Origin of the sequence: Pedobacter sp. GSP4 (assembly GCF_051857575.1) — a bacterium.
Classification (GTDB): domain Bacteria; phylum Bacteroidota; class Bacteroidia; order Sphingobacteriales; family Sphingobacteriaceae; genus Pedobacter.
Genome location: NZ_JBPZIR010000007.1, coordinates 40,672 through 63,098 on the forward strand (window position 1 = coordinate 40,672; position 22,427 = coordinate 63,098).

Here is a 22,427-nt window from a genome sequence, read left to right on the forward strand (position 1 = left end):
ATTTCTTTAAAATATGATTTTATGAGTAAAATTCAATTGTTTTTGCATTAAAATTTGAAAAATATATGTTTTTAATCAATTTAATTATGTTTTTTGATCTGTGTTTTAGCTATTTATGTGTTTTTTAATAAAATATTTTAATTTTTTTATAAAAATACTTGTAGTTATGGATAAAATTTGTACTTTTGTAATGCTCGTTAATTATTATTATATATTTGGTTTAAAAAAAGCGCTGGTAACGGCGCTTTTTTTATAAAACATTTAAGACTTATTCATAATCAACATAAACCAAACAACCTAAACTAAGAAAGCTCCAGTTTTAACTGGAGCTTTTCTTTTATTGGAGCAGTTTTGAACTGTGTATTGTTTCGTTGTTTTCAGATCTTTGTTTTTTGGCAGAGTTACTGAAATAAGTAATTGGCTGTTGAGTTTTCCCGCAGATTTAAAAGGATAGGGGCCGCAGGTTAAGCAGATTTAGCGAATGAAAGTTGCGATGTAGCGATAAAATCGCTAATCTCGCCCATGCCCGTTGCAAATGGCGGCGATATTTAATCTTTTTAAATCTGCGGTTCTTTTCTGCGGCATCTGCGGGAAAGGAAATGGATTATGATTTAACCTTTCGAAGGATAGTTACCCAACAGAAATACACTTCGCAATTGAATTTTTGCAAAAAAAAAGCTATCCCAATTGGAATAGCTTTCTGATATATGTTTTGTTGTTTTTATTCTTCTGAGTAGGAGATTTTATTTACATGTTTATCAATTTCCCATCTTCCGGTTCCTTCTTCGCCGATTACTTCGAATAATTCTAGTGCTCTACGTGCTTTGTATTCTTCTTCACGTTGCTCTTTCAAGAACCAGTTTAAGAATTCCATGGTCACAAAATCCTGCTCTTTATGGCATTTGGCCGCCAGGTTTTTGAAACTTTGGGTAATTGCAATTTCTGCTTCCAAAGCATCTTCGAAAACTTCTCTGAAACCAGCGAAATCGGTTTTGATACCTGTAACTTCTGGTGAGATCGCGTTTCCGCCCATATCCAAAACGTATTTGAATAATTTTAATTGGTGTACTCTTTCTTCTTCAGATTGCTTTAAGAAATAATCTGCCGAAAAATCGAAGCCATTTTGGTCGCACCAAGATGACATTGCTAAATATAGTGATGAAGAGTGAGCTTCTTTTTTGATTTGTTGATTTAATAATGTTTCGATATCCTGAGATATTAAACATTTGATACGCATTAGATCTTTCATATTACTGTGCTTTAATAACAATACAAATGTAAGCTGAATTTGTTCGCTGTTCTAATTTATTTGCAATATGAAATTAGTCTAAATTGCTGATAATTAGTTATTTGTAATGAGTTTAAATAAGAGGGGTGGGATGATGGAAGAGGTAAGATGGATGACGGAAAATGGAGGGATAACGCAAGACGGATAGTGGTTGAAGATCAGAAAGATAGTGGCCGGTTTTTACCTCGCGGTCGTCATCCTGAGTTTATCTCAGGATCTTTCTGGCGTGATAGATACTGAAACAAGTTCAGTATGACGAGGCGGATGGAATTGAGTGGAAAATGGATTTATTTAAATGGAGGAGGTTAGACAAGGGAATAATGCCAAATGAATAGTGCTTGAGAATCAAAAAATATTGATCTGTTTACCTCGCGGTCGTCATCCTGAGTTTATCTCAGGATCTTTCTGGCGTGATAGATACTGAAACAAGTTCAGTATGACGCGGCGGATGGAATTGAGTGGAAAATGGATTTATTTAAATGAACGAGGTTAGACAAAGGAATAATGCCAAATGAATAGTGCTTGAGAATCAAAAAATATTGATCTGTTTACCTCTCGGTCGTCATCCTGAGTTTAGCTCAGGATCTTTCTGGCGTGATAGATACTGAAACAAGTTCAGTATGACGTGTCAGATAGAATTGAAAGATAAATGCATTTAGCTTGTTTAAACACTTGAATCATTAACATTTACCGGTAAACTAATGGCTAATGAACCAGTGAACTAATAAACCAATCTATAAAGGCAATCGCTGATAAGGTGGTTAAGTTTGAACATGGTGAATGCACCTTGAAGTAAATCTTTCAGGGCAACGATTTCTAAAGCGCTCAACAAATAGATGTGTTCGCAACCATTAAAGGTAACCAGTTCGAAATCTGCTTTGTGTGTATTTAAAAGGAGGTCTTCAATATCGATGTTCTCTACAACCTTTTTTAGTTTTTGAAGAGACAGGCAGTTATAGCGCGCAAACTTGCCGCCGAAATCTACATAAAAGCAGTTTAACTTATCTGATTGATAAATTGAACCCTGGGTATTTGAGAATACGTTAACCAGTTCGTTAATATCTACGCACGCTTTTTCCATCGGTTACAAAAATTGGCATTATTTAGATTAAATACAAATAAAAACGAAAATAAATTTTGGGGAGTGCTAAGCGGATTGCGTTTGGCGCGGGGAAGGAAGGAGTGATCGTCATTCCGAGCATAGCGTAACGAAGTTAGGGAATCTATTAAGCGTTTCCTTGTTGGTAGGTTTTAGAAAAACTAAACTAGTGATCTGCTTTAAGTTGAAACACCATGTGTTGGTATAATCCGCCCATAAATTGCTTCTCGTTGTGGGTTACAAAACCCATTTTTTCGTAAAGCTTTAATGCTCCATCATTATTTTGTTCTACCAATAATCCGATTTTATGGTGGCCCAGCTGTTTGCCCCAGTTAATGCCTGCCTTGATCAGTTCTTTTCCGATTCCTTTTCCCTGGGCCCTGGGGTTTACACTGATACTATCTAGATAGAATTCGCCACTTTCTGTTTCTGTACCCTGATTATTATTGTTATCTACATGGTAATGTTGCGCTAAATAGGCTATAAATGGTTTACGCAATTCGGCTAGTTTAGCGCCGTCGTAAGCATTTAACGAACCCAGTACTTCTCCTTCGGTTTCAAAAACCAGGGTGTTTTTATAGCTATATTGGTTTCCTGGATGCTCAAAAAAGTAAGTAAAGATTGTGACGATCTGTTCTTTATCTTCAACTTGGGTGAGTTTGTAAGCCAGTTTGTCCATTGCCTGGAGTATCAAGGGCACCACTTCTTCTGCATCTTTAGGCGTGGCCGGTCTAATCATTTAAATATCGCTTAAGTTAAAAGTTTCGAGCACCCTGATACCTTTTTCGGTTCTTTGTAAGGTGCAGCATTCGTTAACGGGATCGTGCTCTAGGTACAATATATAGTTGTTATCTACTGCCTCTTCTAAAAATGCCTGTTTTTCTGTCAACGTTTTTAATGGAAACATATCGTAAGCCATTACATAGGGTAGGGGAAGATGCCCAACAGAAGGTAGAAGATCGGCCATATATACAATGGTTTTTTCTTTGTACTTGATTTTTGGTAACATCATGGCATCGGTATGGCCGTATGCAAAACCTATCTTAATGTTTTTCTGCCACTCGATATTTTCCTGTTCTTCGACAAACTTAAGCTGACCGCTTTCTTGAATAGGCAAAATGTTCTCTTTTAAGAAAGAAGCCTTTTCCCTTGCATTGGGTTCTACTGCCCATTGCCAATGCTTTTCATTGCTCCAATAATTTGCATTTTCAAACGTGGGTACCAGTTTTTCTCCTTTTCTTACTACCGCACCGCCAACATGGTCGAAATGTAAATGGGTAAGAAAAACATCGGTGATATCTGCCAGTTCGAAACCTAAAGCAGCCAACGATTTTTTCATGGTATCGTTGCCATGTAGGTAATAATGGCTAAAGAATTTTTCGTCCTGTTTATCGCCAATGCCAGTGTCGACCAAAATTAGTTGCTTGCCGTCTTCGATTAAAAGGCAGCGTAAAGCCCAGGTGCAAAGGTTATTGGTATCGGCCGGGTTGGTTTTTTGCCAGATGGATTTTGGTACAACGCCAAACATGGCGCCACCATCTAGTTTAAATAATCCTGTGTTTATGGTATGCAGCTTCATGCTTTTTGGTTAATTGTTTAATTGTTTAAATCGGTTAATTGTGGCTATAAACTAAAATTGGCTAATTGCTATTAACAATTAACCAATTCTACAGTTTATACAATTAACCTTTTTATAAGTGTATCACTTCTCCGTATGCATCAGCGGCAGCTTCCATAATGGCTTCGCTCATGGTTGGGTGAGGGTGAACAGATTTAATCATTTCGTGACCAGTAGTTTCTAATTTACGTGCAACTACGATTTCGGCGATCATTTCGGTAACGTTGGCACCGATCATGTGTGCGCCTAATAATTCGCCGTATTTAGCATCGAAAATTAATTTTACGAAACCATCTTTAGCACCGGCAGCACTTGCTTTACCTGAGGCTGAGAAAGGGAACTTACCAATTTTCAGTTCGTAACCGGCTGCTTTCGCTGCTTTTTCGGTATAACCTACTGATGCAATTTCTGGTGTGCAATAAGTACATCCCGGAATGTTGTTGTAATCTAAAGGTTCAACATGCTGACCGGCGATTTTTTCTACACAGATAATACCTTCTGCAGAGGCTACGTGTGCTAATGCCTGTCCGCCAACTACATCGCCAATGGCATAATATCCTTTAACTGAAGTGTTGTAAAACTCGTCGGTAACGATTTTGCCTTTTTCGGTTTTGATACCTACTTCTTCTAAGCCAATGTTTTCGATGTTTGCAACGATACCGGCAGCTGACAGTACGATATCGGCCTCGATGGTTTGCATACCTGATGCTGTTTTAACAGAAACTTTACAGCCTGCACCGGTGGTATCAACCGCTTCAACGGAAGCTGAAGTCATTACATCGATGCCCACTTTTTTCAAGCTGCGCAACAATTGTTTAGAAACATCTTCATCTTCTACGGGTACCACATTCTCCATAAATTCAACAATGGTAACTTTTGTGCCCATAGTGGCATAGAAATAGGCAAATTCTACTCCGATAGCTCCAGAGCCCACAACTACCATGCTTTTTGGCAGTTCGGGAAGAACCATGGCCTGGCGGTAACCTATAATTTTTTTGCCATCTTGTTTAAGGTTAGGCAATTCTCTTGAGCGGGCGCCTGTAGCAATGATGATATTTTTTGCGGTAAGTTCTTTTTGAGAACCATCGGCACCTTTAACTTCTAATTTGTTTCCTGGTTTTACTTTACCAGTTCCCATGATTACGTCAATTTTATTTTTTTTCATTAAAAATTGTACGCCTTTACTCATGCCATCGGCTACGCCACGGCTACGTTTTACTACAGCAGCAAAATCGGCTGTTGCACCTGCGGTGGTAATTCCGTAATCGGCAGCATGGTTAATATATTCGAAAACCTGAGCACTTTTTAAAAGTGCTTTAGTAGGGATACAGCCCCAGTTTAAACAAATACCACCTAATGATTCGCGCTCAACAATTGCAACTTTTAGTCCCAATTGTGAAGCTCTGATCGCAGCTACGTAACCACCTGGGCCGCTGCCTAAAACAATAACGTCGTAATTCATCTGTTTCTTTTAGTTTATTTTTTATCTGTCAGATGGAGCTTTCCATAATTAAATTACCGCTTAACTGGTGTTTGATGCGCTTAATTATGAACGGTTCATATCTAATTTAAGAGATTCGTTTTTTAAAATGTTCTGTGCTATCTGTAATCTTTGGGTAAAGGAGTCTCTGCGGGGCAGATTAATCTCGTGTTGGTAGCTGCCTACTTCCACATTACAAAGGGTTAAAAGACCATCGTCTGTTAACAATCGCTCAAAACTAAAAAAAAAATGTTAATTGGCTACGTGAATGTTGAGATAGCAGTTAAAATTTACATTGCCTGCATATTGTAGTTTTAAAATTAACTGCGGGTTTTAAAAGGTTTCGTATTTGTAAAAAGGCAAATGAGATACTTGGCTATGCTAATGCTTTTGTCTTATTTTTAACTTAATGTTATTGTGAATAGTTAAATTTTGAAAAATATCATTTTTGTGCGCTCTTTTCTGCTTAAATAATAATCATTAATGTGTTTTATTATTAAAAATTTAGTTCTCTAGTCAAACGATTGATAAACTGAAAGATGCAATTCTTCTAGCATTTGTTAAATGTTGAAAAATTATGACCGACTTAACCATAATTTAACATTAGATGTTAAAATGTGTTAAATTTTATTAGGTACATTTGCGCCAATAAAATCCTTATTACGATTATTATTCAACAACAAAAAACATTTAAAAAACAAAGTATGAAGAAATCTTTACTTTTAAGATTAGTACTGATTATTGTTGCATTTGTAGGAATTACTTTTGGTGCTACTGCACAGGTAACTACATCAACAATGACAGGAACAGTTAAGGATGCCAAAGGCGCCTTGCCTGGTGCAAGTGTAAAAGCAACACACACACCAACTGGTACCGTTTATTCTGTATCAACAAACAATGATGGCCGTTTTATTATAACTAACATGCGTGTTGGTGGTCCATACACAGTTGAAGTTAGTTATATTGGATTTAATCAGGAAAAAATTACTGATTTAACTTTAAAACTGGGTGATCCTTATGTTTTAAATATTGTTCTTTCTGATGATAGCAAACAATTAAATGAAGTAGTTATTACTGGTAAAAATGATCCTGTGTTCAATAGTAAAAAAACTGGTGCTTCAACAAACATCAGTAAGGAACAAATTCAGAATTTACCATCATTATCTCGTTCATTAACTGATTTTACCCGTTTAACGCCTCAGGCTAACGGTAATTCATTTGCTGGAGCAAATAATAGATTCAACAATATTAGTATTGACGGTGCTGTTAATAACGATGTTTTTGGTTTAGCTAGTAATGGAGCACCAGGTGGCCAGGCTGGAACTCAGCCGATTTCTTTAGATGCAATTCAAGAATTACAGGTTGTATTAGCACCATTTGATGTAACATTAGGAAACTTTGCAGGTGGTGGTATTAACGCTGTAACACGCTCTGGTACTAACAAGGTTGAAGGTTCGGCTTACTTCTTTGGAAGAAACCAAAATACAATTGGTAAAAGTGTAGATGGTCTTAATACTAAGGCAGCCGAATTTTACAATACCCAATTTGGTTTCCGTTTAGGAGCTCCGCTTGTTAAAGATAAATTATTCCTTTTTGTAAATGGTGAAATGGGAAGAATCCAACAGCCAACAACTTTAAACGTTGGTGATCCTGGTTCTGTACTTTCTGCAGCTGATGCGCAGACAATAACAAACACCTTACAATCTAGATATGGCTACGATGCTGGAGCAACAGGTGCAATTGATTCGAAAACTCAGAATAACAAGTTTTTTGCTCGTTTAGACTGGAATATCAATGCTAAAAACCAGTTAACACTTCGTCACAATTACATCAAAGCATTTGATGATAATATTAGTAGAAGTAGCACTCAGTTCCGTTTTGGAAACAATGCTTATAGATTTAATAACAATCAGAACGTATCTGTATTAGAATTACGTAGCGCTATTTCTCCAACTGTATCAAATAATTTAATTGTTGGTTATCAGAGGATTAGAGATTTTAGATCTACTTCAGGAACATTATTCCCTCAAATTCAAATTAACAATATGAGTGGTATTTCTGGTAACTCTGTGTTGGTAGGTTCAGAAAGAAGCTCTACAGCTAACGAGTTAGATCAGGATATTGTTGAATTTACTGACAATTTGAAAATCTTTGCTAACAAACATACATTTACAATTGGTACACATAACGAGTTTTTTAAATTTAGAAACCTGTTTATGAACAATTTTGCTGGAAGTTATACTTATAGCAACTTAAATGATTTTGTTACAAATGCAAAACCAAACGTAGCAGCAGCTACTTATTCGGTAGTTCCAGGTGATGCAACTCCGGCTGCTAAATTTAATGCCGCACAATTAGGCTTTTATTTCCAAGATGAGATTGATGCATTTACAGGATTTAAATTAATTGCTGGTTTACGCGTTGATGTACCATTATTCTTTGATGATCCTGCTGCTAATCCATTAATCGCTTCTACTTTCCTTAACCAAAGAACAGATCAAACTCCAAGTGGTCAGATTTTAGTATCACCTCGTATGAGTTTTAACTGGGATTTAACTGGTGATAGAGCCCTACAATTAAGAGGTGGTGCTGGTTTATTAACTAGCCGTGCTCCTTTCGTTTGGTTATCTAACCAGTTTACAAATAGTGGAATGTTATACGGAGCAGTAAATGCTACAAATGGTACTGGTACTTTTATAGCCGATCCGGCTAATCAAAAAGCTGCTGGTGGTTCTGTACCAACATATGAAGTAAACTTGGCAAACAATAATTTTAAATTACCACAGGTTTTCAGAACAAATATTGCTGCTGACTTCAAATTACCAGGAGGAATTACTGGTACGTTAGAAGCACTTTATAGTAAAACTGTGAACAATGTATTGTATAAAAACATTAACATGAAGTCTGCAATTGGTACAATCCCTGCTAATATCACAGGTGGTGCAGATCGTCGTCCATTGTTTAACTACCCTCTAGCAGCTGGAAAAGTAAACACTACTTTCACTAACGTTTATTATTTAGATAATACAGACAAAGGAAGTAGCTATAACTTAACCGCTCAATTACAAAAATCATTCAACTTTGGTTTATTCTTATCAGGTTCTTATACCTATGGAAAATCTAAAGATGTAAATTCAGGCGCTAGTAGTACTGCTTCTTCTAACTTTGGATTTGTTCAAATTGTTAATGATCCAAACAATCCTGATTTAGCTTATTCTAATTTTGATGTTAGACACAGAGTGACTGGAGCTTTGAATTACAGTGTGAAATATGGTAAAAACAAAGAATTCGGAACTACTTTCTCTTTATTCTATGTAGGTAAATCTGGATCACCATTCACTTATTTATATTTTGGTGACCTTAACCAAGATGGAAATAACCAAAATGACTTATTATATGTTCCTAGAACACAAAGTGAAATTAACTTAACAACTTTAACTGTTGGTACGCAAACTTTCACTCCTGCTCAACAGTGGACTGCATTAGACGCTTTTATCAATAGTGATCCTTACTTAAGTACCAAAAGAGGTCAATATACAGAGCGTAATGGTGCTAGAATGCCTTGGGAACACCAATTCGATGTTCGTTTAATGCAAGATTTAGGTATTGTTGGTGGTAAAGGAACTAAAAATAGTTTACAATTATCTCTTGACATTATCAACGTAGGTAATTTGATCAATAAAGATTGGGGTAAATTGTATTCATTATCTAATAATGCATCTACTTTAATCAATTATAACTACAATGCTACTACTGGTGGTGGTTACACTTTCCGTGCACCAACTAATGGTACAGCTTATCAAGTAGCTCCATTTGCTTCAAGATGGCAAGCACAAGTTGGAGTTCGTTACAACTTTAACTAGTACTTAATAAGATATAACAGACAAAGCCCGCGATCATTGATCGTGGGCTTTGTTGTTTGTGTCTGTTTTTATTTCTGATTGCGTATGTTTTATATGCTGTTCGTGTAATAAATTGGATGGTTCATGTAAAAAAGACCAGCTAATGGCTTTTGCTTTATACTTTTGAGAAACTAAATCACCATACTAAAAATGCGCGCGCTCTCTCGGAAAACAAACTTCTTCCTTTATTAGAATCTTTACACTAAATTATAATCTCTCTTCAAACAGATTCTGATCAATCCATCCCTTAAATTCTTGCACGCTTATATAGCTGGTGTTTTAATGTTATACTAAATATTACACATTAAACATCTTAACATGAAAAAAATATATTATGCTTTCTTATTAGCTGTTACAATTTTTGGTTGCAAAAAAAGTAATGAACCTCTAGAAAATAAAGTTAAAATACCAATTGAAATTATTCAGAAGCTAAAAGCAGCTGGTTTTGATACAAGTGAAGGATTACATGAACACGGTGATGGTTATATAGTAGAAGGTGATATTTTCTTAACCAAGAGTGATATCGATAGATTGAGCGAAAATCCTAAGTCAAAAATTTCCCTTAGCCTGAACCTTAAAGATAGATTATTTCAATCAAAAGATCCTATTGGTCATTACGTATCTAACTTATTAACGGCTAATAATGGAATTAGGAATATCAGTATTTATATAAATCCCTCCTTCCAACAGTACATTAAAGATGGACTTGATTTGGCGATATCAAGGTATAATGCATTAGAATTCGGCTTAACATTTTCACGAAGTACGAGCTCTTCCACAGCTGACATCGTAATATCAACAGTATTTATAGATCCTAATAATAAACCAAACAATGTAACAGCTTACCTTATGTCATCAGGCTTTCCTACAAATGGAAATCCGTATAACCAAATTTTGGTCAATACTTATTATTACAATTCCTCTTCTTTTTATGCTGACATAGCTTCTACTTTAGCCCATGAGATTGGCCATGCTATTGGATTTAGGCATACAGATTATATGGACAGAGCATTTAGTTGTGGGATAGTCGCGGATGGAAATAATGAAGGTGGAAATGCAAATCATATTAGGGGAACATCGCCTAATCCGGTAAGTGGGTCTTGGATGTTAGCATGTGCAAATGGAGTGGATAGACCATTTACCGATGAAGATATATTAGCTTTAAACGGGACATATCCTAAGTTAAGAAACGTATATGTAAAGCAAGTTGGTACATTAATAAGTGATGATAGTTATCTTATTGGATGTTGCGATGATCGTACCCTTTTAAGTCATAATTTTACATTGGAATTTTATCAGGATCAAAATTTAACAATACCTTACACAACAACTAATAACTTCGTAGTTAAAGTGTTCGAATATTCTGGTAGTTCGCAGTTAACAAGGGTGTTCTTAGTTCCTAATGGAGCAACCTCCTATGATTTAGGTACTTTTATAACAGATGTTACGTATTCTTATGGGACTGAAGTACAAAATAATACGAGCGGTTATTCTCTTGCTCCTTTCGGTGGTTACTATTTAGCACCTTAGAATTTTTGTGAGTTTGTAAACCGCGGACAAAAAGAGGTAAGATCAATTTTGAGCTTGCCTCTTTTTATGGAATTATTGAAGTGTTTCTTTCAATTTGAAGCATTTAATTGCTGATATACTTCCTTTTTAACCTTAGCCGGTACCCCAGCCACCATTACATTTTCGGGTACATTTTTAGTTACGCAGGCTCCCGCCGCAATATATGCGCCTTTGCCAATGGTTATATTGGGTATGATGGTTGCCCCTGCGCCAATAAAAACCCCTTCGTTAATGTGGACGTTGCCGGCAATGGTTACGCCCGGTGAGATGGTAACATAATTTTCTATCCTGCAATCGTGACTGATGTTGCACAGCGTATTGATGATGCAATGGTTGCCTACATAAACATTGGCATTAATTACACAGCCCGGGGCAATGCAGTTGCCATAACCAAGTTTTAGGGTTGGACTAAGGTAATTGTGCGGATGAACGATATTGATAAAATTATATCCGCTAAGTTCTAATAGCTCAATAATTAATTTTCGTTGATAGTTGCCTATCGCCCCAATGAGTTTGATATCTGATGAAGCCGGATATCTTGTTAAAAAATCCTGCACTGGAATAACCGGTTTTGTGATGTTTGGATGCGTATCATGGCCCTCAAGGTTTACTACGTAGCCTGCTAAATTATGCCCATTGCTGTTAAGGTATTCGCTCACTTCTGTAGCATGTTTACCTGCACCTAGAACATATACTTCGATCATATTTTTATTCCAATTAGGGGTAATCTGTTAAAATTGAATTTACATGTATAATCGCAAATGTTGATGATGTGCCGATAAAACCTCTAGTTGTATCGACAAAGATCTGTTTATAGACTGCTGTTTGAAAAAAAGGTTTATTTGGAAGAAAAAATAATGAGGCTGTATCATAAAAGCGCACAATCATCCTGGGCTTGTCGAAAGAACTTGTTTGAACAAAATGCCTTTAAAAAGCGTTTCGACAAGCTCAACGTGACAAATCAAGACGAAATTCGACTTATGGTATAGCCTCTTTATCCAGTAATTTATTCGGTATTAGTTATAAACGAAAGTGCCTTTTTCACTTTCGATGGTCACCTGTTTTTGTTCGCCTTTTTCTACGCGGCCAATGATCTTGGCATCGATGTTAAAGCTTTTTGAAATTTCGATTATGCTGGCTGCAATTTCCTGCGGAACGTATAGCTCCATTCTGTGCCCCATGTTAAATACTTTATACATCTCTTTCCAATCGGTGCCCGATTGTTCTTGGATGAGCTTAAATAGGGGAGGAACCGGAAATAAATCATTTTTGATCACATGGATATCCTCGTTGATGAAATGCAATACCTTAGTTTGCGCTCCACCACTGCAATGTACTATTCCGTTGATCTGGTTGCGGTAGTTTGCTAATATCTTTTTAATTACCGGAGCATAGGTACGTGTTGGCGATAAAACCAATTTACCAACGGTAGTTGTACCGAAACCTTCAATTTCAATTTCTTCATCCAATTGCTTTTGACCGGAGAAAACCAGATCGAAAGGAACTGCTGGATCGAAACTTTCTGGATAGCTGTTGGCAACTGATTTTTCAAAAACATCGTGTCGGGCAGAAGTTAATCCGTTTGATCCCATACCACCGTTATATTCTGTTTCGTATGTAGCCTGTCCGTATGAGGCTAAAGCCACAATAACGTCGCCAGGTTTAATGTTATCGTTGCTGATGATATCTTCGCGCTTTAAGCGGCAGGTTACGGTAGAGTCGACAATAATCGTTCTTACTAAATCGCCTACATCAGCGGTTTCGCCACCTGTAGAGTAAATTGAAATGCCCTGCTCACGCAAATCGGCCAGGATTTCTTCTGTGCCATTAATTACGGCAGCAATTACTTCGCCAGGGATGAGGTTTTTATTTCTTCCAATGGTTGATGACAACAAAATATTATCGGTAGCACCTACGCAGATCAAATCATCAATATTCATGATGATGGCGTCTTGGGCAATGCCCTTCCATACCGAAATATCGCCGGTCTGTTTCCAGTAAACATAAGCTAAGGATGATTTGGTACCTGCGCCATCAGCATGCATGATATTGCAATATTCCTCATCACCTCCTAAAATATCGGGAATGATCTTGCAGAATGCTTTAGGGAAAATTCCTTTGTCTATGTTTTTGATGGCATTGTGCACATCTTCTTTGGAGGCAGAAACGCCACGCTGATTGTACCTGTTATCACTCATGTTGGCGCAAAGATAACTTTTTAAGGTGGAAGGTAAAAGGGGAGAAGGTAAAAGGTTGATAGAAAATCCGAAGTCCCAAGTCTGGAGTCGATTGTGCAAAATAAATAATCAGAAGAGGTTTGGAAGTGAATGGTCGTTTTCCATGGTGGTTTGCAGCCCCGCTTTTCCTACTGCCGTTTTAAAGTTGTCGGTTAGAAAAACAATTAATGGATAAAACGGCATCCGTACAATCGGGCTTAGGACACTTAGTTTGGTTCGTTATACGGGGCTTTTTCTTTGCACCGTCTTTTGTTAAATAAACCTGATTGATCGAATGCTGCGAAAGATAGATTAAAATTTAACGGAAACTAGATCAATAGTGAGCGTTATAAGATTGCTTCGCCGATGAAAAATCGGCTCGCAATGACGGGTTTTGTGGAATGAATAAATAACCAGTTTGCAGTTTTCAATTGGCAGTTTGCAGTATTAATGAACCAATGACCAGTGAACGATTGAATCATTTAGTTTGGCGTGAGGCGTTTGGCGTGTGGCGCTTAGCATCAATTAACCAGTTTAAACAATTAACCGATTAACCATTGCGCAGTTTTAAGTACTAATGAACCAATGACTAATGAACCAATAACCAGTTTGCAGTTTTCAATTGGCAGTTTGCAGTATTAATGAACCAATGACCAGTGAACGAATGAATCATTTAGTTTGACGTGAGGCGTTTTGCGTGTGGCGCTTAGCACCAATTAACCAGTTTAAACAATTAACCGATTAACCATTACGCAGTTTGCAGTACTAATGAACCACTGACCACTGAACGATTGAACCAAAAGAAAAGGGCGTAAAGTTTAAAACCTTACGCCCTGTGTTTAAACCTTAGGGTTTAAATTATTTCATGAATAACAATTCTCTGAATTTTGGTAAAGGCCAAACGCTATCGTCAACAATCTGCTCTAATTTATCAGCGTGGTAACGGATGATTTCGAAGTAAGATTTAACTTTCTCATCGTAAGCAATCGCTTTTTCGCGGGTATCTTCGATTTTGTTGGTTACTTTACGCTCTTCTAACATTGCATCGATATTGGTTTTCACAATTTCTAAATGCTCAGAAAGTTTTTTAACGATATCAATAGAAACTCTGCTGTCTACACCGATTGCTTTTAAACCCTGTACGTTTTCGATCAAAGAGTTTTGGTAAGCAATTGCAGCAGGGATAATTGCAGTGTTTGCCACTTCGCCCATTACACGTGCCTCGATCTGTAGTTTTTTGTAGAAGTTTTCTAACATGATTTCATGACGGGCATGAATTTCACGCGCGCTATAAATACCTGTTGTAGCAAATAACTCAGCAGATTTTTCAGTTAAATAAGCATCTAAAGCTTTAGGAGTGGTTTTGATGTTTGATAAACCGCGTGCTGCAGCTTCATCTTCCCACTCTTGGCTATAACCATTTCCTTCGAAACGGATATTTTTAGATTCTTTGATGTATTTTTTGATCACTGTTAATAAAGCGATGTCTTTTTTGTCGCCTTTTTTGATCAATTTATCAACTTCTGCTTTAAATTTAACCAATTGCTCAGCCATGATCGCGTTTAAGATCGTCATTGGAGCAGAAGAGTTTGCTGATGATCCAACAGCTCTTAACTCAAATTTGTTACCTGTAAATGCGAAAGGAGAAGTACGGTTACGGTCGGTGTTATCCAACAAAATCTGAGGGATTTTAGGGATACCTAACCAAAGTGCATTGTCTTCTTTGATTTTTTTGCTGATACGTGAGTGCTCAATCTCATCCAATACATCGTTCAATTGTGAACCTAAGAAGATAGAGATAATTGCAGGTGGCGCTTCGTTAGCACCTAAACGGTGATCGTTGCTTACCGAAGCAATACTTGCACGTAATAAATCAGCATGCTCGCTAACTGCTTTGATTGTGTTTACAAAGAAAGCAAGGAACATTAAGTTGTTTTTAGGCGTTTTACCAGGTGCCAATAAGTTTTTACCGGTATCTGTAATTAACGACCAGTTGTTGTGTTTACCTGATCCGTTGATGCCTGCATATGGTTTTTCGTGCAATAAAACACGGAAGTGGTGACGACGGGCAACTTTTTCCATCAAATCCATCAATAACTGATTGTGATCGATAGCTAAGTTGATTTCTTCATAAATCGGTGCGCACTCGAACTGTGAAGGTGCAACCTCATTGTGACGGGTTTTTAAAGGAATACCTAATTTTAAAGCTTCGTTTTCGAAATCAACCATGTACGTAAATACACGCTCAGGGATAGAACCGAAATAGTGATCTTCTAATTGTTGGCCTTTAGCAGACATGTGTCCGAATAAAGCACGGCCGGTTAACAATAAATCCGGACGGGCATTGAACAATGACTCATCAACCAAGAAATATTCTTGTTCGATACCTAAAGATGCATTTACTTTGGTAATGCTTTTATCGAAATATTGGCAAACATCAACAGCAGCTTTATCAAGTGCAGCTAACGCTTTTAATAAAGGTGCTTTATAATCCAAGGCTTCTCCTGTATATGATACGAAAACTGTAGGGATACAAAGGGTTTTACCTGCTTTACTTTCCATAATGAAAGCTGGAGATGAAGGATCCCATGCAGTATAACCGCGTGCTTCGAAAGTATTACGGATACCGCCGTTAGGGAAACTAGATGCATCTGGCTCTTGTTGAACTAATGCGCTACCAGCAAATTTCTCGATAGCACCATCGCCACTTGGCTCAAAAAACGAATCGTGTTTTTCGGCAGTTGTACCTGTTAATGGTTGGAACCAGTGCGTGTAATGCGTTGCACCAGCACTCATTGCCCAAGCTTTCATGGCTGTAGCAATTTGGTTAGCATCGTCAGAATTAATTAATTCACCTTGGTTGATAGATGAAATTAATTTTTCATACACGTCCTTAGATAAGAAATCTCTCATTTTTTTCTTATCAAATACATTAGCGCCGTAAAAATCAGAGATTTTTGCTGAAGGTGATTTAACTTCTGGTGAAATTCTGTTTTGAGCCTCTTTTAATGCGATGGTTCTTAAGCTTTTCATTAATTTGTTATGTTTTTTGTCAAAAATAGTATATTTTATTAATTTTTGTAAAACAATCGTAAGAAATATGTGAATTTTATTGAAAATGAAAAAAAAAAATGTTTTTCGGATGAAAAATTTCGGTTTTTGTAAAGAAAATAGATTTTTTGAATGTTTTATGGAATTGAAGATTTTGCTGCATCATCCTATAAAAATTAAAAGCTATGTTCAACTCTTCAATTAACGTATACAAAACCGAGTGGCTCGATCTTGTATTTGCAGACCGCAACAAAAACTATGGTGCTTACGCTTTAAGGGCAAAGTCTTCGTCGATTATGACGCGTGCACTTTTCGTATCTGCCAGCTTATTTGTACTCTTGTGTTTCTCTCCTTTAATTTATGCGAAGCTTTTTCCAAACGAGGTCATTAGCGATGGTGGCTTTAAGGTAATAGAAATAACTCCACCAGATCCAATTCACCAAATGAAAAAGGACGAGCCTAAACCAAAGGAAAAGCCTGAACCTGCAAAAGCCGATCCGGTTAAAGTTAAAACAATAGCAGTTCCCTCACAGGTAGTAGTCGTTGATAAAACAGAACTTCCGCCTCCTCCAACAATTGATGAAATAAAAAATGCTGTGATTAGTTCTAAAACACAAGATGGTGTAGTGAGCCCAAATGCAGTGGTAAATAATAGTAAAGGCGATGGAGATGGTACGGGTACCGCCAAAGACGGTGCAGGAACCGGTGAAGATAAGGAAATCTATATAGCCGAAGGGGTTGATGAATACCCTGAGTTTAACGGTGGTGCCAAAGCTTGGTCTAAATATATGGAACGCAATTTAAGGTATCCGTATCAGGCACAGGAAGATGGTATTCAAGGTAAGGTGTTTGTGAGCTTTGTGGTAGAGAAAGATGGTTCTGTTACGGATGTTAAGGTATTAAGGGGATTGGGTTTTGGCTGTGATGAAGAAGCCGTGAAAGTAATTAAAAAATCGCCACTTTGGAAACCAGGTAAAAATAGAGGTGTGCCGGTAAGGGTGAGGTATAGCATGGCGATTAACTTCCAGATGATGTAGGAGGGGATGGATGATGTAAGATGGAATATGTGGGATGGAAGATGGGAGGATATGGTTGTACTAAATTGAATTTTTCTAAACAGCGCGCTTAAAGAAAATGTGAGGTTGGGTAAATCTGCTCCGTGGTCTGTGTCGCCATAGACCACTTTCACAATCTTGCATCTTTAGTTTTGGCGATGTTTTGTGAGGACACAGACCATGGGGAACAGGTCTTGGATGATGAGCTTTTTATTAATGTTCTCGTTTTTAGGAAGATGTGAGGTTGGGTAAATTGAAACGGTTTGGGGGATACCCAGGCCGTTTTTTATTTGGAGGCCATCACCCTATCTGGTTTAACATCGGGATCTGGGTCTATTTAGCATCATTTTTTTGGAAAGCAAATGCAGTGCTTTTCGGTTCAGGCAGTCCCGCCCTTTGTTTCAAATCCTCGCCCTCGTGCCTCGGGCTGTGGGTTTTCCACGTCGGTCGGGTTTAGGGGGCAGGGCTGGTACTGCTATTAATGGTTTATGGCAGGTGCAGGAAACAGGCTACTTGCAAGTTCATGCATCATTGGTTTTGGCGATGGTCTGTGAGGACACAGACCATGGGTAAGGCTATTAATGGTTTATGGCAGGTGCAGGAAACAGGCTACATGCAAGTTCTTGCATCATTGGTTTTGGCGATGGTCTGTGAGGACACAGACCATGGGTAAGGGGTTTATGGAGGTTGCGGGAGCAGGCCTCATGTATATAAGTACAGGCCGTTGTTCAATAAACCCGACAGCGCGGGTAGCCCGGAGTGGAGCGCAGCAGAACGAGGACTATGAGCAATGGCGGGGCTACAGTAGCTATGAAATGCTGTTCGCTTATTTCATGAAAATAAAATCATTTAGCATGCCTTGTTAGCTGTGGATCTTACTCTGTGGTCTGTGTCCTCACAGACCACTTTCAAAATCTTGCATCTTTAGTTTTGGCGATGGTCTGTGAGGACACAGACCATGGGTAAGGGGTTTATGAAGGTTGCAGGAGCAGGCCTCATGTATAAGTACGGGCCGTTGTTCAATAAACCCGACAGCGCGGTTAGCCCGGAGTGGAGCGCAGCAGAACGAGGACTATGAGCAATGGCGAGGCTACAGTGGCTTTGAAATGCTGTTCGCTTATTTCATGAAAATAAAATCATCAAGACACTTTCAAAATCTTGCATCTTTGGTTTTGGCGATGTTCTGTGAGGACACAGACCATGGGTAAAAAATCTTGCATCTTTAGTTTTGGCGATGTTCTGTGAGGACACAGACCATGGGTAAGAGGCAGATTTCTCTCCCGAAAATTCGGGACGTTTCAGTCGAAATGACGTCACCATAAAGCACTCCGCCCGAGATGAAGAATGTGTTTAAACAAAAAAATGGATGATGGTTTTAATCCCATCATCCATTTTACATCTTCCATCAATTATTATCCTTTGTTCTCAATCCATTTACGGGCATTTACAAAGGCTTCCATCCATGGCGAAACTTCGTCTTTTCTGCCTGCTGGATAATTGGCCCAGTGCCATTGGAACAGTGAACGTTCTATGTGTGGCATCATTACCAGGTGACGGCCGGTTTCATCGCATAGCATTGCGGTGTTGTAATCCGAGCCGTTAGGACTGGCCGGATATGTTTCGTATGCGTATTTGGCTACAATTTTATATTTATCTTCGGTATATGGCAACGAGAATCTGCCTTCGCCATGCGATACCCAAACCCCTAAAGTGCTTCCAGCCAGGGTTGATAACATGACCGAATTGTTTTCCTGTAAGGTTAAGGAAGTAAAAATACTTTCGTGCTTGCCACTTTTATTGTGGAGCATTTTAGGTTTTTCTGCATGGTCTTTATTGATTAAGCCCAGCTCAACAAATAACTGACAACCATTACAGATACCAACAGATAAGGTATCAGGGCGGGCAAAGAATTTTTCTAAAGCCACTCTCGCTTTTTCGTTGAACATAAATGCTCCGGCCCAGCCTTTTGCCGATCCTAAAACATCAGAGTTAGAAAAACCGCCAACTGCACCGATAAACTGGATATCTTCTAAAGTTTCCCTGCCGGTGATTAAATCGGTCATGTGGACATCTTTTACATCGAAACCGGCCAAATACATGGCATTTGCCAATTCGCGTTCAGAGTTACTTCCTTTTTCGCGGATGATTGCAGCTTTTGGTCGTGGTTGAGTTGAATCGATTACCGGTTTTTTACCATCAAATGTAAGTGGGAAGCTATAATTTAAAACATGGTTTTTGTAATTATCGTAGCGTTCTTTTGCCAATCCGTTACCGGTTTGCTTGCTATCTAACAGGTAAGAGGTTTTAAACCAAACATCGCGTAAGTGATCAATGTCAAAACTGAAGTTTTCGGTGCTGTTTTTAACTTCCAATTTGGCTTTTGTACTAACTTCTCCGATTTTATGGAAAGCAACACCTGCTTGGGCAAAAGTGTCTTCAACTGAAGCGTCGGCCTGAAATACGATACCAATGTTCTCTGCAAACAATACTTTAATGCTATCGGCTTCTGCAAGTGGTGATAAATCGATCGACGCACCGAGGTCGCGATCGGCAAAGCACATTTCCAATAGGGTAGTAATTAAACCGCCGCTGCCAATATCGTGTCCGGCTTGGATTTTTCCCTCCTTAATTAATTGTTGTAGCGTATTGAATGCTGTTTTAAATTGAGCAGCACCTTTAACATCAGGGGTTTCATTGCCGATTTTATTCAAAATCTGTGCAAATGATGAGCCACCTAATTTATAAGTATCGTTAGAAAGGTTGATGTAATAAATTGAACCGCCGTCTTTTTGAAGGACAGGCTCAACAACCTTGGTAATGTCATCGCAGTTAGCACCTGCAGAAATGATTACCGTTCCTGGGGCAATTACATCGCCATTTTTGTATTTCTGTTTCATCGATAACGAATCTTTCCCGGTTGGGATGTTGATTCCTAGATCGATAGCAAAATCAGAACAGGCTTTAACTGCTGAATATAACCTTGCATCTTCGCCTTCATTTTTACAGGCCCACATCCAGTTGGCTGAAAGTGAAACACTTTTTAAGCCATCTTTTAAAGGTGCCCAAACCATGTTCGAAAGCGATTCGGCAATGGCATTGCGGCTACCTGCAGCCGGATCAATCAAGGCCGAGATAGGTGCATGCCCCACAGAAGTGGCAATACCTTCTTTACCCTGAAAATCTAAAGCCATTACACCGCAGTTGTTTAAAGGCAATTGCAGCGGGCCCGCACATTGCTGTTTGGCTACGCGGCCACCCACGCACCTATCCACTTTGTTGGTTAACCAATCTTTTGAGGCTACGGCTTCTAATTGAAGCACCTGCTCTAAATAGGTATTTAACTCGGCAGGGTTATAGGTAATGGCTTCGTATTTGCGGTCAACAGTCTGATCGTCCATTACGATTTTAGGTGAACTGCCAAACATGGCAGCCAATTCTAAATCCATTGGTTTTAAACCTGTTGTTGCAGATTTAAAGGTAAAGCGGTGATCGCCTGTAACTTTACCAACGGTATACATTGGTGAGCGCTCGCGATCAGCAATTTTTTGTAGGGTTTCGATATGGTCGTTACCAATTACCAATCCCATTCTTTCCTGCGATTCGTTACCGATAATTTCTTTGGCCGAAAGGGTAGGATCGCCTACAGGCAATTTATCCAGATCAATTAAGCCACCGGTTTCTTCAACGAGTTCTGATAAACAGTTTAAGTGGCCACCAGCACCATGATCGTGGATAGAGATAATCGAGTTGTGATCGCTTTCTACCATGCCACGAACGGCATTCGCCGCACGCTTTTGCATTTCGGGATTAGAACGTTGGATGGCATTTAACTCAATGCCGCTTCCGTGCTGACCGGTATCTGCAGATGAAACTGCTGCACCGCCCATTCCGATCCTATAATTTTCACCACCAAGAATAACAATATTATCGCCTTCTTTTGGTTTAAGTTTTTGTGCCTGACTTGCTTTACCGTAACCGATACCGCCGGCAAGCATAATTACCTTATCAAAACCTAGTTTTCTGTCGTCTTCTTCGTGTTCGAAAGTTAGAACGGAACCGGTAATCAATGGCTGGCCGAATTTATTTCCAAAATCGGTAGCACCGTTTGATGCTTTGATCAGGATATCCATCGGGGTTTGGTATAACCATTCTCTTTCTTCAACACCTTTTTCCCAAGGGCGGTTATCTGCCAGGCGCGAAAGGGCTGTCATGTAAACTGCAGTTCCGGCTAAAGGCAATGAGCCTTGTCCACCAGCCAAACGGTCTCTAATTTCGCCACCAGAACCGGTAGCGGCTCCGTTAAAAGGCTCTACAGTAGTTGGGAAATTATGTGTTTCTGCTTTTAAAGAAATAACGGAATCGAAATCGCTGATGGCGTAAAAATCGGGTTCATCGGCACGTTTTGGTGCAAATTGCTGTACTTTAGGACCTTTAATAAAAGCCACGTTATCTTTATAGGCCGATACAATATCGTTAGGGTTTTCTTCCGAAGTTTTGCGGATCAATTTAAATAAGGAGGTTGGCTGCTCTACACCATCAATTACAAATTTGCCGTTAAAAATTTTGTGGCGGCAGTGCTCTGAGTTTACCTGAGAAAAACCAAATACTTCCGAATCGGTTAGCGGTCTTTCCAGTTTTTGAGCCAATGAATTTAAGTAATCTACTTCTTCATCACTTAAAGAAAGTCCTTCTTGTTTATTGTATGCTGCAATATCGGTTATTTCTAAGATCGGCTCGGGCTTGATGTTGATGGTGTACACCTCTTGATCGAGTTTGCTGTATTTTTGAGAAAGCATCGGGTCATAATCAGCAAAGTTTTCATCAACCTGCTTAAATTCTTCAATCCTGATGATTCCCTGCATGTCCATGTTCTGGGTAATCTCTACCGCGTTGGTACTCCATGGAGTAATCATTGCTGCTCTTGGTCCAACGAAAAAGCCTGTTAGAGCTGTTTCTTGCGAGATTTTGGCGCCGCCAAATAACCATTCGAGTTTAGTAATATCAGTTGTAGAAAGCGCTTTGTCTGTTTGTAAAACAAAAACCGCCTGCGATTGACTAAGGAAGAAATGAATCATGCTTTTTTTTTGAAGTTGCAAAAATAGTGTTAAAAATTCAAAAAGCTTATTGTAGTAAGCAATATAATTGTGCT

Annotated in this window: 13 protein-coding genes; 4 read left to right on the top strand and 9 right to left on the bottom strand. The window is 38.6% G+C overall.

Features of this window, described 5'->3' with window-relative positions; all coding sequences use genetic code 11:
- Positions 1–721: 721 nt before the first annotated feature.
- The 5 genes from ACS5PU_RS17575 to lpdA form a co-directional block, all read right to left on the bottom strand.
- Entirely contained in the window at positions 722–1,249 is a 528-nt protein-coding gene (locus ACS5PU_RS17575) for a ferritin (RefSeq protein ID WP_439460467.1), read from the bottom strand.
- 760 nt (positions 1,250–2,009) lie between these two features.
- Positions 2,010–2,369, bottom strand: a complete 360-nt coding sequence (locus tag ACS5PU_RS17580; RefSeq protein WP_439460468.1) for a hypothetical protein — start codon at positions 2,367–2,369, stop codon at positions 2,010–2,012.
- A gap of 184 nt (positions 2,370–2,553) precedes the next feature.
- Positions 2,554–3,126: a GNAT family N-acetyltransferase gene (locus ACS5PU_RS17585; protein WP_439460469.1), complete on the bottom strand. Its 573-nt coding sequence runs from the start codon at positions 3,124–3,126 to the stop codon at positions 2,554–2,556.
- Entirely contained in the window at positions 3,127–3,966 is an 840-nt protein-coding gene (locus tag ACS5PU_RS17590) for an MBL fold metallo-hydrolase (protein WP_439460470.1), read from the bottom strand.
- 112 nt (positions 3,967–4,078) lie between these two features.
- The gene (lpdA, locus tag ACS5PU_RS17595) at positions 4,079–5,467 is read right to left on the bottom strand and encodes a dihydrolipoyl dehydrogenase (RefSeq protein ID WP_439460471.1); all 1,389 of its coding nucleotides are present in this window, start codon (positions 5,465–5,467) and stop codon (positions 4,079–4,081) included.
- A gap of 722 nt (positions 5,468–6,189) precedes the next feature.
- Between lpdA and ACS5PU_RS17600 the strand changes: the two genes are divergently transcribed.
- A complete protein-coding gene (locus tag ACS5PU_RS17600; RefSeq protein ID WP_439460472.1) occupies positions 6,190–9,348 on the top strand; it encodes a TonB-dependent receptor in 3,159 nt (1,052 codons plus the stop codon).
- 357 nt (positions 9,349–9,705) lie between these two features.
- The gene (locus tag ACS5PU_RS17605) at positions 9,706–10,917 is read left to right on the top strand and encodes a M57 family metalloprotease (RefSeq protein WP_439460473.1); all 1,212 of its coding nucleotides are present in this window, start codon (positions 9,706–9,708) and stop codon (positions 10,915–10,917) included.
- 89 nt (positions 10,918–11,006) lie between these two features.
- Here the strand turns inward: ACS5PU_RS17605 and ACS5PU_RS17610 are convergent, their stop codons facing one another.
- Positions 11,007–11,660 (bottom strand): acetyltransferase, encoded by a 654-nt coding sequence (locus ACS5PU_RS17610; protein ID WP_439460474.1) that lies wholly within the window; start codon positions 11,658–11,660, stop codon positions 11,007–11,009.
- 87 nt (positions 11,661–11,747) lie between these two features.
- Between ACS5PU_RS17610 and ACS5PU_RS17615 the strand changes: the two genes are divergently transcribed.
- Positions 11,748–11,945 (top strand): DUF3884 family protein, encoded by a 198-nt coding sequence (locus ACS5PU_RS17615; protein WP_439460475.1) that lies wholly within the window; start codon positions 11,748–11,750, stop codon positions 11,943–11,945.
- A 27-nt stretch (positions 11,946–11,972) separates the two neighbouring features.
- Here the strand turns inward: ACS5PU_RS17615 and ACS5PU_RS17620 are convergent, their stop codons facing one another.
- Positions 11,973–13,154, bottom strand: a complete 1,182-nt coding sequence (locus tag ACS5PU_RS17620) for an AIR synthase related protein (RefSeq protein WP_439460476.1) — start codon at positions 13,152–13,154, stop codon at positions 11,973–11,975.
- Between the two features lie 876 nt (positions 13,155–14,030).
- Positions 14,031–16,205, bottom strand: a complete 2,175-nt coding sequence (locus ACS5PU_RS17625; RefSeq protein ID WP_439460477.1) for a glutamine synthetase III family protein — start codon at positions 16,203–16,205, stop codon at positions 14,031–14,033.
- A gap of 203 nt (positions 16,206–16,408) precedes the next feature.
- Here ACS5PU_RS17625 and ACS5PU_RS17630 point away from each other — a divergent pair, with 203 nt between their 5' ends.
- Positions 16,409–17,260 carry an energy transducer TonB gene (locus ACS5PU_RS17630; RefSeq protein ID WP_439460478.1) on the top strand — a complete coding sequence of 284 codons (852 nt, stop codon included), beginning with the start codon at positions 16,409–16,411 and terminating at the stop codon, positions 17,258–17,260.
- A 1,430-nt stretch (positions 17,261–18,690) separates the two neighbouring features.
- Here ACS5PU_RS17630 and purL read toward each other — a convergent pair.
- Positions 18,691–22,353, bottom strand: coding sequence for a phosphoribosylformylglycinamidine synthase (gene purL / locus ACS5PU_RS17635; RefSeq protein WP_439460479.1), 3,663 nt, complete (start codon positions 22,351–22,353; stop codon positions 18,691–18,693).
- Positions 22,354–22,427: the final 74 nt, after the last annotated feature.